The sequence below is a fragment of the Pseudaquabacterium terrae genome (genome assembly GCF_013266755.1).
Lineage (GTDB): Bacteria > Pseudomonadota > Gammaproteobacteria > Burkholderiales > Burkholderiaceae_C > Pseudaquabacterium > Pseudaquabacterium terrae.
The window spans coordinates 790,555-805,309 of record NZ_JABRWJ010000001.1; the positions used below are offsets into that span (position 1 = coordinate 790,555).

The 14,755-nt window shown below is 69.4% G+C and carries 16 protein-coding genes; 1 reads left to right on the plus strand and 15 read right to left on the minus strand.

Annotation, left to right across the window (positions count from 1 at the left end; all coding sequences use genetic code 11):
- The first annotated feature begins 102 nt into the window (after nucleotides 1–102).
- Entirely contained in the window at nucleotides 103–1,248 is a 1,146-nt protein-coding gene (locus HLB44_RS03620) for a GGDEF domain-containing protein (protein ID WP_173120672.1), read from the plus strand.
- 1 nt (nucleotide 1,249) lies between these two features.
- Here HLB44_RS03620 and HLB44_RS03625 read toward each other — a convergent pair whose 3' ends face one another.
- The 15 genes from HLB44_RS03625 to HLB44_RS03695 all read right to left on the minus strand — a co-directional run bounded on the left by HLB44_RS03625 (nucleotide 1,250) and on the right by HLB44_RS03695 (nucleotide 14,687).
- Nucleotides 1,250–2,191 carry a homocysteine S-methyltransferase family protein gene (locus HLB44_RS03625; RefSeq protein ID WP_173120674.1) on the minus strand — a complete coding sequence of 314 codons (942 nt, stop codon included), beginning with the start codon at nucleotides 2,189–2,191 and terminating at the stop codon, nucleotides 1,250–1,252.
- 78 nt (nucleotides 2,192–2,269) lie between these two features.
- Nucleotides 2,270–3,400, minus strand: a complete 1,131-nt coding sequence (locus HLB44_RS03630) for an acyl-CoA dehydrogenase family protein (RefSeq protein WP_173120676.1) — start codon at nucleotides 3,398–3,400, stop codon at nucleotides 2,270–2,272.
- 31 nt (nucleotides 3,401–3,431) lie between these two features.
- Nucleotides 3,432–4,097 (minus strand): SDR family oxidoreductase, encoded by a 666-nt coding sequence (locus HLB44_RS03635; protein ID WP_173120678.1) that lies wholly within the window; start codon nucleotides 4,095–4,097, stop codon nucleotides 3,432–3,434.
- Nucleotides 4,098–4,107: 10 nt separating this feature from the next.
- Nucleotides 4,108–5,286 carry an acetyl-CoA C-acyltransferase gene (locus HLB44_RS03640; protein WP_173120680.1) on the minus strand — a complete coding sequence of 393 codons (1,179 nt, stop codon included), beginning with the start codon at nucleotides 5,284–5,286 and terminating at the stop codon, nucleotides 4,108–4,110.
- 24 nt (nucleotides 5,287–5,310) lie between these two features.
- Nucleotides 5,311–7,110 (minus strand): bifunctional isocitrate dehydrogenase kinase/phosphatase, encoded by a 1,800-nt coding sequence (gene aceK / locus HLB44_RS03645; RefSeq protein ID WP_173120682.1) that lies wholly within the window; start codon nucleotides 7,108–7,110, stop codon nucleotides 5,311–5,313.
- Between the two features lie 10 nt (nucleotides 7,111–7,120).
- A complete protein-coding gene (can, locus tag HLB44_RS03650) occupies nucleotides 7,121–7,804 on the minus strand; it encodes a carbonate dehydratase (RefSeq protein WP_173120684.1) in 684 nt (227 codons plus the stop codon).
- A 40-nt stretch (nucleotides 7,805–7,844) separates the two neighbouring features.
- A complete protein-coding gene (locus tag HLB44_RS03655; protein ID WP_173120686.1) occupies nucleotides 7,845–8,537 on the minus strand; it encodes a Type 1 glutamine amidotransferase-like domain-containing protein in 693 nt (230 codons plus the stop codon).
- A complete protein-coding gene (locus HLB44_RS03660) occupies nucleotides 8,534–9,091 on the minus strand; it encodes a GNAT family N-acetyltransferase (RefSeq protein WP_173120688.1) in 558 nt (185 codons plus the stop codon). The genes HLB44_RS03655 and HLB44_RS03660 overlap by 4 nt, the downstream gene beginning before the upstream one ends.
- Nucleotides 9,088–10,269, minus strand: a complete 1,182-nt coding sequence (locus HLB44_RS03665) for an isovaleryl-CoA dehydrogenase (RefSeq protein WP_173120690.1) — start codon at nucleotides 10,267–10,269, stop codon at nucleotides 9,088–9,090. The genes HLB44_RS03660 and HLB44_RS03665 overlap by 4 nt, the downstream gene beginning before the upstream one ends.
- 31 nt (nucleotides 10,270–10,300) lie before the next feature.
- Nucleotides 10,301–10,759 (minus strand): PaaI family thioesterase, encoded by a 459-nt coding sequence (locus HLB44_RS03670; protein WP_173120692.1) that lies wholly within the window; start codon nucleotides 10,757–10,759, stop codon nucleotides 10,301–10,303.
- Nucleotides 10,760–10,838: 79 nt separating this feature from the next.
- The gene (locus tag HLB44_RS03675) at nucleotides 10,839–11,300 is read right to left on the minus strand and encodes a MerR family transcriptional regulator (RefSeq protein WP_173120694.1); all 462 of its coding nucleotides are present in this window, start codon (nucleotides 11,298–11,300) and stop codon (nucleotides 10,839–10,841) included.
- A gap of 56 nt (nucleotides 11,301–11,356) precedes the next feature.
- The gene (locus HLB44_RS03680) at nucleotides 11,357–12,256 is read right to left on the minus strand and encodes a M48 family metallopeptidase (RefSeq protein WP_173120696.1); all 900 of its coding nucleotides are present in this window, start codon (nucleotides 12,254–12,256) and stop codon (nucleotides 11,357–11,359) included.
- Nucleotides 12,257–12,412: 156 nt separating this feature from the next.
- The gene (locus HLB44_RS03685) at nucleotides 12,413–13,282 is read right to left on the minus strand and encodes a DMT family transporter (protein WP_173120698.1); all 870 of its coding nucleotides are present in this window, start codon (nucleotides 13,280–13,282) and stop codon (nucleotides 12,413–12,415) included.
- Nucleotides 13,279–14,019 (minus strand): DUF2182 domain-containing protein, encoded by a 741-nt coding sequence (locus HLB44_RS03690; RefSeq protein WP_173121320.1) that lies wholly within the window; start codon nucleotides 14,017–14,019, stop codon nucleotides 13,279–13,281. Before HLB44_RS03690 ends, HLB44_RS03685 begins: the two co-directional genes overlap by 4 nt.
- Nucleotides 14,020–14,084: 65 nt before the next feature.
- Entirely contained in the window at nucleotides 14,085–14,687 is a 603-nt protein-coding gene (locus HLB44_RS03695; RefSeq protein ID WP_173120700.1) for a DUF1326 domain-containing protein, read from the minus strand.
- Nucleotides 14,688–14,755: the final 68 nt, after the last annotated feature.

The window sequence follows — 14,755 nt, forward strand, 5'->3', positions numbered from 1 at the left end:
CGGCGCGGTGATATTCGGCGCGGCCGGCCCGAAACCACCCTGGCGCCCGATCGACAATCAAGCCATGCACCACCGCAGCGTTCCCGTCCCCGCCGCCTGCCGATGACCGAGCCGGCCTTCGCTCCGCTGCAGTGGCTGGTGGCCTGCCAGATGGGTTTGTACGGCCTGGTCTGGGCCTTCGTCGGGCTGCTGCTGCGTGACACCCGGCGCCCGCTGATGCACTGGGGGGCGTTCTTCGCGATGCTCGGTTTTGGCCTGGCGCTGGCCAGCGGCCGCGACGAGCCGCGCCACTGGCTGTACTACAACGGCGCCAACGTCGTCAGCATCGTCGCCTTCGCGCTGATGCGGCGCGGCACCGAGATGTTCATGAAGGTCGAGCGGCACGACCGCGAGCAGCTCGCGATGCTGGCGCCGGTGATCGCGCTGATCGTCGCCGCCGGCCCCGCCGATCATTGGGCGACGCTGCGCATCGTGCTGTCGTACGCCGCGCAGGCCTACACCGTGTTGCGCACGATGGTGACGATCCGCGAGGCGCTGGCGACCGAGTTCGGGCGGCCGACGATGCTGGCGATCGTCGTGCCGGGCGGGTTGATCGGCGTGGTGCTGGCGCTGCTGGGCCTGAACCAGGCGCTGCAATGGGCGCAGCCGATCGAGATGCTGCGCGGCTTCCCGAGCGCCCTGGTGCTGATGGGTACCTACCTGGGCGGCTGCGCGCTGTTGACCTTCAGCTTCATGGTGATGATCATGCAGCGGCTGATCGCGACGCTGCGCGAAGCCTCGGTGCGCGACGCGCTGACCGGCCTGCACAACCGCCGCGCGATGACCGAAGCGCTCGGCCGCCAGTGGCAGCGCCACCGCCGCACGCAGTCGCCGCTGGCGGTGGTGGCGATCGACCTCGACCACTTCAAGCGCATCAACGACACGCTCGGCCAGACCGCCGGCGACAGCGTGCTGGTGCATCTGTCGAACCTGCTGCAGAACCACGTGCGCGCGGAAGACATCGTCGGCCGCGTCGGCGGCGAGGAATTCCTGCTGCTGCTGCCCGACACCGAGCCGCAGCAGGCCACCGCGCTGGCCGAACGGTTGCGCGTGCTGGTGCGCGCCGAGGCGCTGGGCACGACGATCAGCGTCGGCGTTGCGCTGGCGCACTCGGTCGACAAGGATCCGGAGAGCCTGATCGCGCGCGCCGACGCGGCGCTGTACCGCGCCAAGGAAGCCGGGCGCAACCGGGTCGAAGTGGCCGACTGAGTCAGGCCCAGGCCCGCGTGATCGCGCGCAGGTGCCGCTCGTCGGTGCCGCAGCAGCCGCCCAGCACGTTGAGCTTCGGCAGCGGCGCCCGCAGCCGAAGGTAGCGCTGCGCCAGGTCGTCCGGGTCGCCGCTGTCGAGCTCGGTCGCCGCGTCGAGCTCGGCGTGGCTGCGGGTCGACGCGTTGGCACGCAGGCCGTGGATGCGCTCGCGCCAGGCGCCGCCTTGTGCGACCGCGGCCTCGAAGTGGCTCGGATGCGCGCAATTGATCTGGAAGTACGCCGGCGCATGGCCGTCGGCGTCGACGCGCTGAATCGCCTCGCCCAGGGATTCGCCGCTCGGCAGCCGGCCGTCGGTTTCGAGCGTGAACGAGACGGCGCACGGCAACCCGACCGCCGCGGCCGCGCGCGCGACGCCGCAGGCCTCGGCGCTGCCGGTCATCGTCACCGCGGCCAGCATGTCGACGCCGCCTTCGCGCAGCGCCTCGGCTTGCGCACGGTGGTAGCGCGCGGCCTCGTCGATGCTGCCGGGCTGCTCGGCGATGTAGCCGTCGCCACGCGGGCCGATGACGCCGCTGGTGACGATCTCGCCTTCGAGGCGCGGCGCCCAGGTCTTCTGCAGCTGGCGCACGAAGGCCGCCGCATCGCGGTTCACCGCGGCCAGCGCCGGCGCATCGAAGCCGAGCTTCGCGCCCCAGTCGGCATTGGCACGCCAGGTCGGCGTCTCCAGCACGAAGCCGGCACCGGCGGTGCGGGCAGCGAGCGCGAGGTAGGGCTTGTAGTACTCGGCCAGGGTCTGGCGCCCCGGCGCATCGCCGAGCAGCACGAAGGCTGCGAAGTGCGGCAGCGCAATGCCGCGCTGGTAGACCAGCGAGGTCTCCAGGCCACCATCGCTCAGGAAGAGTCCGCCGCGCAGTTGCGGCAGGTCGGAAACCAGCGTCGCCATCGTGCACCTCCGGTTCGATGCGCTGGCAACGATAGGCCGACGCGGCTGGCTGTCAAGCGGGCCAGCCGAGGTTTCGGATCACGCCAGCGCGCGCCCGATCAGGATCTTCTGCACTTCCGACGTGCCTTCGTAGATCTGCGTCACGCGCACGTCACGGTAGATGCGCTCTACGGGAAAGTCGCTGACGTAGCCGTAGCCGCCGAAGACCTGGATCGCCGCCGAGCACACCTGTTCGGCCATCTCGCTGGCATTGAGCTTGGCCATCGCGGCTTCCTTCAGGCAGGGCCGGCCGGCGTCCTTCAGGCTCGCCGCGTGCCAGATCAGCTGGCGCGCGGCTTCGATCTGGGTCGCCATCTCGGCGAGCTTGAACTGGATCGCCTGGTGCGCGAACAGCGGCTGGCCGAAGGCCGTGCGTTCCTTGCTGTAGGCCAGCGCCGCCTCGAAAGCCGCGCGCGCCATGCCGACCGACTGGCTGGCGATGCCGATGCGCCCGCCTTCGAGCCCCGACAGCGCGATCTTCAACCCCATGCCTTCTTCGGCCAGCAAGTTCGCGGCCGGCACGCGGCAGTTGTCGAAATTGATCTGCGCGGTGTCGCTGGCGTGCTGGCCCATCTTGTCCTCGATGCGCGCGACCGAGTAGCCCGGCGTCGTGGTCGGCACCAGGAAGGCGCTGATGCCCTTCTTGCCGGCGGCCTTGTCGGTCACCGCCATCACGATCGCGAGGTCGCCGTTCTTGCCGCTGGTGATGAACTGCTTGACGCCGTTGAGCACGTAGTCATTGCCGTCACGAACCGCCGTCGTGCGCAGGCCGTCGGCCTGCGAGCCGACGTGCGGCTCGGTCAGGCAGAAGGCGCCCAGCATGTCGCCACGCGCCAGCGGCTTCAGGAAGCGCTGCTTCTGGTCCTCGTTGCCGAAGGCCATCAGGATCGAGCAGACGGGGCAGTTGTTGACGCTGACGACCGTGCTGGTCGCGCCGTCGCCGGCGCCGATCTCCTCGAGGATCAATGCCAGCGACAGGTAGTCGAGGCCCGCGCCGTCGTACTCGGACGGCACCGCGACGCCATAACAGCCGAGCCCGGCCAGGCCCTTCAGCTCCTCGGCCGGGAAGTGGTGGCTCTTGTCCCAGGCCGCGGCCTTCGGCGCGATTTCGGCCTGCACGAAATCGCGCACCGCCTCCTGCACCGCGCGGTGGTCGTCGCTCAACAGCATCGATGTCTCCGTGATTCTCGTGGCAAGCCGCTCACCAGTCGATGTGATGGCCGTCGTGATTGAGGAAGCTGCCGCTGTCGGCCAGCGCCAGGCCGGCGACGGTGGAACGCAGATCGGCGACGCTTTGCTCGACGGCGAGCTCGGCGCCCTCGCCGCCCATGTCGGTGCGCACCCATCCGGGATGCAATACCACGCAAATGGCGCGGCCCTCGAGCGCCAGCGAAGCATCCATCACGACCGAGTTCAGCGCCGCCTTCGATGCGCGGTACAGCCAGCCGCTCGGGTTGCTGCGCAGGCCGATCGAGCCCATGCGCGACGACAGCACCGCAATGCGCGCTTCCGGCGCCAGCGCCTCGGCCAGCGCCGGCAGCAGGCGCATCGTGGCCAGCACGTTGGTGTGCATCACCTCGTCGAACTGGCTTTCGGTCGGCGGCTGCAGGCCGGTGCTGCGCGGGCCGTAGACGCCGGCGACGAGCCAGATCGTGTCGAAGGCCTCGCCGTCGATCTGCCAGGCGAGGCCCGCGTTGCTCGAGGTGTCGGTGACGTCGAGTCGCAGCGGCTTGGCGCCGAGCGTACTCAGCCGCGCCAGGCCTTCTTCGCTGCGCGCGCTGGCGACGACGCGGTCGCCGGCGGCGCGGTGCTGGCGCACGAGCTCGAGGCCGATGCCACGCGAGGCGCCGATGACGAGGACGTTCATGGCCTGGGCTTTACAACAGCTCGACCGCCATCGCCGTGGCTTCGCCGCCGCCGATGCACAGCGCGGCGACGCCGCGCTTGAGGCCGCGCTTGCGCAGCGCGCCCAGCAGCGTGACGACGATGCGCGCGCCCGAGGCGCCGATCGGATGGCCCAGCGCCACCGCGCCGCCATGCACGTTGACGATCTCGTGCGGCAGCTTGAATTCGGCCATCGCCGCCATCGTCACCGCGGCGAAGGCCTCGTTGACCTCCCACAGGTTGACGCTCTTGGCATCCCAGCCGGCCTTCTTCAGCGCCTTCTCGATCGCGCCCGCCGGCGCGGTGCTGAACCATTCCGGCGCCTGCGCATGCACCGCGTGCGCGGCGATGCGGGCGATCGGCGTCAGGCCGAGCTGCTTCGCGGTCGATTCACGCACCATCACGAGCGCCGCGGCGCCATCAGAGATCGACGACGAGGTGGCCGCGGTGATCGTGCCGTCCTTCTTGAACGCCGGCTTCAGGCCCGGAATCTTGTCGAGCTTGGCCTTGAACGGCTGCTCGTCCCACTTGATCACCGTGTCGCCGCTCTTGCCGGGCAGCGTGACCGGCGCGATCTCCCAGTCGAAGCTGCCGTCCTCGTTGGCGGCCTTCGCACGCGTGGTCGAGGCGATCGCGAACTGGTCCTGCGCCTCGCGCGTGAAGCCGTACTTGGCGACGCACTGTTCGGCGAACACGCCCATCGCCTTGCCGCGCTCGTAGGCGTCTTCCAGGCCGTCGAGCGCCATGTGGTCGTACATCTGGGCCACGCCGTACTTGACGCCCTTGCGCGCGAACATCAGGTGCGGCGCGTTGGTCATGCTCTCCATGCCGCCGGCGACCATCACGTTGGCGGTGCCGGCGGCGAGCATGTCGTGCGCGAACATCATCGCGCGCATGCCCGAGCCGCACATCTTGCTCAGCGTCACCGCGCCACTCGAATCGGGCAGGCCGGCGCGGCGCAGCGCCTGGCGTGCCGGCGCCTGGCCCTGGCCGGCCATCAGGCAGTTGCCGAACAGCACCTCGTCGATCGCATCGGCCGGCACCTTGGCGCGCTCGACCGCGGCCTTGATCGCCACGGCACCGAGCTCCCACGCGGCGAGCGACGAAAAATCACCCAGCAGGCCGCCGATCGGCGTGCGGGCAGCGGAAACGATGACGACGGGATCGGCCATGGCGAGCTCCTTGTGGGACGGGATTCAGGCGGGGGTCAGCGACTTGGCGGCAGGCTGCTGTTGATGCGACAGCTGCCGCTGGTGGAGGAAGCGGCGGTTCGCTTCGTAGGGGAAGACATCATGCACATGCCCGGCCTTGATGCGGTCCTTGTGGACTTGCCAGAAGGCCGGATCGAGCAGGTCGCCGTGGTGCTTCATGAACACCTCGCGCACCGACGGGTTGCCGAGCAGGAACGGACCGAAGGTCTCCGGGAATATGTCCTTCGGCCCGACGTGGTACCAGACCTCGCCGGACAGCTCTTCCTCCTCGTTGCGCGCCTCGGGCACGCGGCGGAAGTTGCAGTCCGTCAGGTACTCGATCTCGTCGTAGTCGTAGAACACGACCTTGCCGTGGCGCGTGACGCCGAAGTTCTTCCACAGCATGTCGCCGGGGAAGATGTTGGCCGCCACCAGGTCCTTGATCGCGTTGCCGTACTCGATCACCGCGTGCTCGATCTGCTCGCGGTTGGCATCCTGCAGGTAGATGTTCAGCGGGATCATGCGGCGCTCGATGTACAGGTGCTTGATGATCAGCGCGTCGCCGTCTTCCTCGATCTGACTCGGCGCGAAGTGCATCAGCTCGGCGACCAGCTCGTCGCTGACGCGCGAGCGCGGGAACGCGACGCTGGTGTACTCCAGCGTGTCGGCCATGCGGCCGACGCGATCGTGCGACTTCACCAGCAGGTACTTGCCCTTGATCTGCTCGCGCGTGGTGTCCTTCTGCGGCGGATAGAAGTCCTTGATGACCTTGAAGACATACGGGAACGACGGCAGGTCGAACACCAGCATCACCATGCCCTTGATGCCGGGCGCGATGCCGAACTTGTCGCTCGAGTGGCGCAGGTGGTAGAGGAAGTCGCGGTAGAAGGCGTTCTTGCCCTGCTTCTGCAGCCCGAGCGCCGAATAGATCTCCGAACGGGGCTTCCTCGGCATCAGGCTGCGCAGGAACTGCACGTAGGCGCTCGGCACCGCCATGTCGACCATGAAGTACGCCCGCGCGAAGCTGAACAGCATCAGCAGGTCGTCCTGCGAGAACAGCGCGCTGTCGATGACCAGCTGGCCGTGATCGTTGTGCAGGATCGGCAGCACCAGCGGCGTCTCGTTGAAGCCGTTGACGATGCGGCCGATCAGGTACGCGCCCTTGTTGCGATAGAACAGCGACGACAGCACCTGGATCTGGAAATTCGCGCGCAGCCGCACGGTGCCGGTGTGGCGCTGCAGCGCCGCCATCACCTGGTCGATGTCGCGGCCGAGGTCCTCGAACTCGCGCTTGAGCTGGAAGTTGTCGACGATGCGCAGCAGCGTGTCGCGCATCGTGTCGCGCGTCGGGTAATAGGCGCGGTAGGTCGGCAGCGAGGCCGGCTCGTCGTTCTCGATGTATTCGGTCGACACCGCCGGCCGCACGAAGATGAAGTCGTTGCGGAAGTAGCTGTGGTGCAGGATCTTCGTCGTCACCGAGTTGAAGAAGGTCTCGGCGAGCTCGGGCTGCTGGTGGTTCGTCAGCAGGCCGATGTAGTGCAGCTTGGTCTGCTGCCAGGTGTCATCGGACAGCGATGCGACGTCGAACTCCCCCTGCAGCCGCTCGACGCACTCGTCGACGCGCTTGTCGTAGAACTCGATGCGCTCGCGCTGCGCATGCTGCTGGCCGTGCCAGTCGGCGGCTTCGAAGCGCGCTTTCGCGGCACGGTTGGTCTCGCTGAAGAGGCGGTAGTGGCGGTTGAAGCCCTCGACGATCGCCAGCGCGACGTCGTAGGCCCGCGTATCCGTCAGTCGATGCGGAAACATCGCGGCCCCTTCAGACGCCGACCACTTGCGCCTGCCGCTGGCGCCAGCGCTGCTTCAGCTGCGCGAGCCCGGTGTCGTAGGCCAGGCCGACATCGTCGAGGCTCGTCGCGGTGATCTGCAGGTCTTCGAGCAGGCCGTTGTGCAGGCCGTAGACCCAGCCGTGCACGACGACCGATTGGCCACGCTGCCAGGCATCCCCCACGACGGTAGTGCGGCAGACGTTGCGCGCCTGCTCCAGCACGTTCAGCTCGACCAGCGCATCGACGCGCAGCGACTCGTGCAGCCCGGCGAGGAAGCCGTCGTGCAGGTCGCGCACGTCCTGCACGTGGCGCAGCCAGTTGTCGACCAGCCCGGCGCGGCGGTTCTCCATCGCCGCACGCACGCCGCCGCAATTCGAGTGGCCGACGACGATGATGTGCCTGACCTGCAACGCATCGACGGCGTACTGGATCACCGACAGCGCGTTGAGGTCCGAATGCACCAGCAGGTTGGCGACGTTGCGGTGCACGAACAGCTCGCCCGGCAGCAACCCGACCAGCTCGTTGGCCGGCACGCGGCTGTCGGCGCAGCCGATCCACAGGTACTGCGGCGTCTGCTGTTGCAGCAACCGGGTGAAGAAGCCCGGCTCACGCGCCTCGGTGGCGGCCGCCCAATCGCGGTTCTTGCCGAAGAGTTCTTGCAGATCGTCCGTCATCGCTGGGGTGCCCGTTCGTCGGTATGTTGCAGTGCACAGTTTACGAAGCGGGCAGCAGGCGCGTCGGCAGCGCTGCCGGCGCGGCGGCATCGGTACGGCGCACGGCCTGTCGTTCATCGATCGACGTCACGGCTTCGGCGAATGCGCCGTCGGCGAAGTGCAGCATCACGCCGTCGGGTGCGCCATGGGCCGGCAGGCCGGGCACCTCGGCCAGCATCGGCTGCCGCCACGCTTCGCTGTCCAGGTGAGGGCAGAAGGTGCCGGGCAGGAAGCCGAGGCCGGGGCGTACGCCGCCGCCGGGCACGCTGTCGGTGATGTAGTGCTCGAACCAGCAGTTGGCGCCGGCCGAGATGCCGGCCAGCACGGTGCCGTCGTTCCACGCTTCGCGCAGCACGGCATCGAAGCCGAACTCGCGCCACACGGCGATCATCGCCGGCGTGTTGCCCCCGCCGACGTAGACCAGGTCCGCGTCGCGCACCGCCTGGCGGTAGTCGCGCCGCATGTCGTACGGAAAGAACGGCAAGGTCGCCGGTTCGCAGCCGAGCTTGGTGAACAGAGTCATGAAGCGCAGTTGCCCGCGCTCGCCGTCACCGCCCGCGGTGCCGAGGTACAGCACGCGCGGCCGCGCCGGCGCATTGCGCAACAGCGACAGCAGGTAGCGCTCCTGGCGGCCCGATGTGTCGTCCATCAGGAAGCCGCCGCCGCCGATGGCGACGATCGAACCTTCGCTCATGCCCTCTCCTGCCTGTAGCTCGCGAACTGCACGACATCGATCGCGACGCCGTCCTTGATCATCGACCGCGGCAGCAGCGCTTCCCGCACGTAGCCGGCTTTCTGCACGACACGCTGCGACGCCACGTTGCGCGCAAAGATCGGCGCGAAGAGCCGCGTCAGCGCCGGCAGTTCGGCCCAGGCCCACGACGTCGCCACCCGCACGCCGTCGACGACGATGCCGCGGCCCCAGTGGGCGCGGCCGATCCAGTAGCCGAGCATCGCGTTGCAGGCCAGCGACCCGGTCTGCGGCGTGATGCCGAGGCAGCCGATGGCCTCGCCGTCGACATCGATCGCGAAGCTGTGGCCCCACTGCGGCTCGCGATGCTGCGGTCCGCACCAGGCTTCGGCATGCGCGAGCGTGTAGGGATGCGGAAAGCCGTCGAACAGGTTGTGCACGACGGCCGCATCGTTGGCATGGCGCGCGATGGCCGGCGCGTCCGACGGCAGCAGCGGGCGCAGCGTGCAGCGCCCGGCGACGAGCACCGGAATCTCACTGCCGCTCGCGAACGTCACATCGTCTCCGCGAACAGCTCGCGCCCGATCAGCATGCGGCGGATCTCGCTGGTGCCAGCGCCGATCTCGTAGAGCTTCGCGTCGCGCCACAGCCGGCCCAGCGGGTACTCGTTGATGTAGCCGTTGCCGCCGAAGACCTGGATGCCTTCGCCGGCCATCCAGGTGGCCTTCTCGGCGCACCACAGGATCACGCTGGCGCAGTCCTTGCGGACCTGGCGGACGTGGCCCGCGCCGAGCAGGTCCAGGTTCTTGCCCACCGTGTAGCAGAACGCGCGCGCGGCCTGCAGCACGGTGTACATGTCGGCGACCTTGCCCTGGATCAGCTGGAATTCGCCGATCGACTGGCCGAACTGCTTGCGGTCGTGGATGTACGGCACGACGTTGTCCATCACCGCCTGCATGATGCCGATCGGCCCGGCAGCGAGCACCGCACGCTCGTAATCGAGACCCGACATCAGCACCTTCGCGCCGCCGCCGACCGCGCCCAGCACGTTCGCCGCCGGCACCTCGACGTCCTGGAACACCAGCTCGCCGGTGTGCGAGCCGCGCATGCCGAGCTTGTCGAGCTTCTGCGCGATCGAGAAGCCCTTCATGCCCTTCTCGATCAGGAACGCAGTGACGCCCTTGGCACCCATCTCCGGATCGGTCTTCGCGTAGACCACCAGCGTGTGGGCATCCGGGCCGTTGGTGATCCACATCTTGCTGCCGTTGAGGACGTAATAACCGCCTTTGTCCTCGGCCTTGAGCTTCATGCTGATGACGTCGGAGCCGGCGCCGGGCTCGCTCATCGCCAACGCGCCGACGTGCTCGCCGCTGATCAGCTTGGGCAGGTACTTCTGCTTCTGTTCCGCGCTGCCGTTGCGCTTGATCTGGTTGACGCAGAGGTTCGAATGCGCGCCGTACGACAGCCCGACCGAGGCCGACGCGCGGCTGATCTCCTCCATCGCCACCATGTGCGCGAGGTAGCCCATCGCCGCGCCGCCGTACTCCTCCGGCACCGTGATGCCGAGCACGCCGATCTCGCCCATCTTGCGCCACAGGTCCATCGGGAACTGGTCGGAGGCGTCGATCTCGGCCGCGCGCGGCGCGATCTCGGATTGGGCGAAGGCGCGCACCGCGTCGCGCAGTGCATCGATGTCCTCGCCGAGCTGGAAGTCGAGTCCGGGCAGGTTGCTCATGGGTTGTCTCCGTGCAATGAATCAGTGCGGATCAGTGCTTCAGGCCTTCGCGGCCGCGCACCGTCATCACGGTCGCGGTCATCGTCGCGATGCGGCTCTCGCGCCCCTGTTCGTCGGTCTGCCAGGCGCTGCCGTCGACGACGCTGATGGTACGGCCGGCTTTGGTCACTTCGGCCAAGAAGCGGAAGTCCGGCCCGCGCGCCGGCGCGAGCAGGTTGACCTTGAATTCGATCGTCAAGACTGCAGCGTCAGCGGGCATCAGCGAGAAGGCGGCGTAGCCGCAGGCCGAGTCGAGCGCCGTCGAGACGATGCCGGCATGCACGAAGCCGTGCTGCTGCGTCAGCTCGGGCCGGTGGCGCATCGTGATCACGACGTGGCCGGGCTCGATCGCCTCGAGCCGCGCGGCGAGCGTCGCCATGACCGCCTGGCGCGCGAAGGAATCGCGCACGCGCTGCTCGAACCCCGGTTCCGCCTCGAACGCTGTCGTCATGCCCACTCCGCAATTGACGTTTACGTAAACGTCAATCATACAAGGCCGAGGCACGTGCCCGAGCGAAGTGCTCGGGCTTTCAGCGCGTGACGGCGGTGGCGCGGCGGCGCCTTTGGGCAGCGGGCGGCGAAGCGGCCGCGCGCTGCTCGCAGAGCAGGCGCTCGCAGCGCCCTTCGTGCTGGGCGATCTCGGTCAGCGTGATCTGCAGGTCCTCGAGCTGCTGCTCGAGCTGCTGGCGATGCTTGGCCAGCGCCTCGCGGAAGGCTTCGAGCTGCGGCCCGGTGTCGGCGGGCGATTCGTACATCGTCACCAGCTGGCGGATCTCGGTCAGCGAGAAGCCGAGCCGCTTGCCGCGCAGCGTCAGCTTCAGGCGCGTGCGGTCGCGCTGGCTGTAGACGCGGTTGCGGCCGGCGCGCTCGGGGGCGAGCAGGCCGACATCCTCGTAGAAGCGGATCGCGCGCGGCGTGATGTCGAACTCCTGCGCGAGCTCGGTGATCGTGTAGCTGCGGTCGTCCTTCGGGCGGGCGGCGGAGGCATTCATGACGACGGGGTTCAATTGACGTTTACGTCAATGTAAACCACCGGGCTCTGGCAGGGTCAGTCGAAGGCCGGCAGCAGCTCCGTGCGCAGCAGGCCGCGCCGCTGCTCGAAATCCGGCAGCACCGAGCGCACGACCTCCCAGAACGCCGCGCTGTGGTTCATCTCGCGCAGGTGGGCGAGCTCGTGCGTGACAACGTAGTCGATCACCGGCAGCCCGAAGTGAACCAGCCGCCAGTTGAGCCGCACCGAGCCGTCGACGCTCGCCGAGCCCCAGCGCGTCGACGCCGAGCTCAGGCTGAGCCGCTTCATGCGCACGCCCAGCCGCGGCGCGAACAGCGCGCAGCGCTCCTCGAAGATGCGCCGCGCCTGGCGCTGCAGCCAGCTCTGCACCGCCTCGCGGATCTGCGCCTCGCTGGCCGACTGCGGCAGGCCGACGTGCAGCGTCAGCTTCGGCACGCCGGGCAGCGCCTCGGCGTCGCTGTGCAGCACCGCGCCGGTCACCCGCGGATCGAGCACGACGATCACCGTCTCGCCGAGGAAAGGCAGGCTGGTGCCGTCGTGCCAGCGCACGCGGTTGGCCTGCATGCGCTCGGCGCGCTGCTGCTGCTCGTGCAGCTTGCGCAGGATCCAGTCGGCTTTCGATTGCAGCGCCTGCTCGACCTCGCCGACGCCGACCCAGCGCGGCGCGCTGACCGACAGCCCCTCGGCACTGACGACGAAGCCGATGCTGCGCCGCCGCCCGCGGCGGAATTCGTAGGCGACGCGGTGCTCGCCAAGGTCGATGTGGCGCTGCGCGCGCGGGTGCTGGAAACGGGGCATGGGTGCGGGAGTGGCCGGAGGCGGCGGCGCCGCGGCGCCGTCGACCCGGCGCTCGGGCGGCAGCGCCGGCGCGGGCGACGCTCCATCGAACAGCGACAGCTGCTCCGGATGTTCAGGCGGATGGGAGGGCCACGCCATCAGTGCCTGCCCGGCCGCCCGAAAGGCACTGAGCGCCCCTCGGGGGCCGCGAACGAAGTGAGCTGGGGGCTCATGTTGCAGCAGATTCTACGGACCACACGCCCGACCTGCCGCACCTCGGCCGGGTTAGCGCGCCGCGCCAGCCGGCCAGGACGCTCAGCGGCTCGCCCGCGCGCGGCTGGCCAGCACCAGCGCGATGCCGCCGAGGATCACGATCGATGCGCCGGCCAGCCGCGCCGTGATCAGCTCACCGAGCAGCAGCACCCCCCCGAAGGCAGCGATCGGCGGCACCGACAGCTGCACCGTCGCCGCGCGCAGCGCCGACAGGTCCTTCAGCGCCGCATACCAGATCACGTAGCCGATGCCCGAGGTCAGCGCACCCGAGGTCACCGCCAGCGCCAGCCCTGCCGGTGTGGCCCGCGCGTTCGCCACCAGCAGCACGCTGAGCAGCAGCGCCATCGGCGTGGCGCGCAGGAAGTTGCCGGCGCTCGCCGCCAGCGGATCGCCGGCGCCGCGGCCCAGCAGCGAGTAGCCGCCCCAGGCCACGCCGGCACCGGCCATCAGCGTCGCGCCCAGCAGCGGCGGCGCCGCGAGCCCGGGCGACACCAGCCAGACCAGGCCGGCCACCGCCAGCACGAAGCCCAGCCAGGCCAGTGGCGAGAAGCGCTCCCCGGCGCGCAGGCCGGCGCCGAACATGGTCAATTGCACGGCGCCGAAGAGGATCAGCGCCCCGGTGCCGGCGCCCAGCGAGCGGTAGGCGAACGAGAACAGCACGACGTAGGCGAACAGCATCGCCGCGGCAACCCAGCCCGGGCGCGCCGGCCGCGACGGGCCGCGCCGCAGCCGCACGATCGCGGCCAGCGCCAGCGCCCCCGAAGCCAGCCGCACGCTGGAAAAACTCGCGGCGTCGATGCTGTCGTGCTGCAGCGCCATCCGGCACAGCAGCGAATTGGCCGCGAAGGCCAGCATCGCGATGCCGGTCAGCGCGGCGGTGCGCCACGCGCTCGGCGTGCCGTGGGCGCTCATCGGGCGAAGAACGCTATCCACGCGCCCCAGGCCAGCAGGGCCACCCCCAGGGGCGCGCTCAGGTGCCGGCCCCAGGCGAAGTTCTTCTCCACCGCCATCAACACCGCCAGCAGCAGCATCCAGCCCAGGCTGCCGGTGCCGACGACGAACATCAGCAGCATCAGCGCCCAGCAGCAGCCGACGCAGAACAGGCCATGGTTCCAGCCGAGCAGGAAGGCCTGGGCGCCGTGCGCGCGACCGCGCCAGTGCTCGATCACGAAGCTCATCGGCGTGCGGCACTTGTCGAGGCAGCGATGCTTGAGCCGGCTGAACTGGAACGCGCCGGCCAGCACGACCGTGGCCGCGCCGATCAGCGAGGCATGCCAGGCCAGCCATGGCAGTGCCGCCACCGCCGCCAGCACCAGCGCATGCAGCCCATGCGCGAGCACGCCGAACGCGCCCCAGGCCGCCGTGTAGCCCAGCCCCAGCAGCCATAACAGGCGGCTACGGTCGGCCCGTGCCGACGCGACACGCTCGAACGCGCTGAACAACGGATAGCTGCTCGGCAGCATCATCGCCGCGACCATCAGCACCCAGGCCGCCGCCGTCAGCGCCGCCGGCACCAGCCAGACCCCCCCGGGAATGCTGCGGCACAGCTGCGCCGCGGGGCCGGACAGTGTCCAGTCGCCGTGGTCGAGGTAGCGGCCCCACGGGCTGCCGGCCCAGGCCCACAGCAGGCCCCAGGCGAGCAGCACCATGGAGCCCAGCAGCGGCGCCAGCAGGCGCCGCCGTTGCACGCGCAGGGCCACCGCCGGACGCCGCGTCAGGCGTCGAAGACGAAGGTGCTCTGCAACGCGTTGTGGTTCTTGATGTCGACGTCGATGCCGATCTTCGGATTCTTCGAGCGGTACACCGGCGCCTTGCCGACGAACACCGGCGCGCCCGGCACGGTCGAGAACACGGTGTCCGACAAGGTGGTCTGGCCGCCGGTCGCGCCCCGGTACGGCTCGAGCTCGGCGTAGTAGTCCTTGCCGATCTCCAGCGTGCCCTTGCCGCCCTGCACCGTGAAGGTGATCGGCGCGCGCTCGACCGAGACCACCGTGCCGATCAGCTTGGCCAGATCGGCCACCGGGCCGCCGGCCTGGCCGGTGAAGACCTTCAGCAGCGCATCCTCTTGCGCCTTCGAGGCCTGGTCGTCGACGTAGATCGCCGCGGTCCAGTTGCCCAGCAGGATGTTGCCCGGCACGTGCGCGACGGCGGCAATCGTGTTGCCGCCGACTTCCACCCCATCGACCGAGCCCTTGTCGATGCGCCACGCGATGATCGTGTCGCAGGTGCCGTTGTCCGGGTCCTCGCCGATCCAGCACGGGCACAGCACCCGGCAGTTGCAGACTTCGAGCAGACGGCCTTCGAGGTGGTAGCTCATCCGTTCCTCCGATCGTTCGCTGGGAGAGGGGCGAAGATGCTACTCCCGGCGGTGCGGGCAAGGGCAGC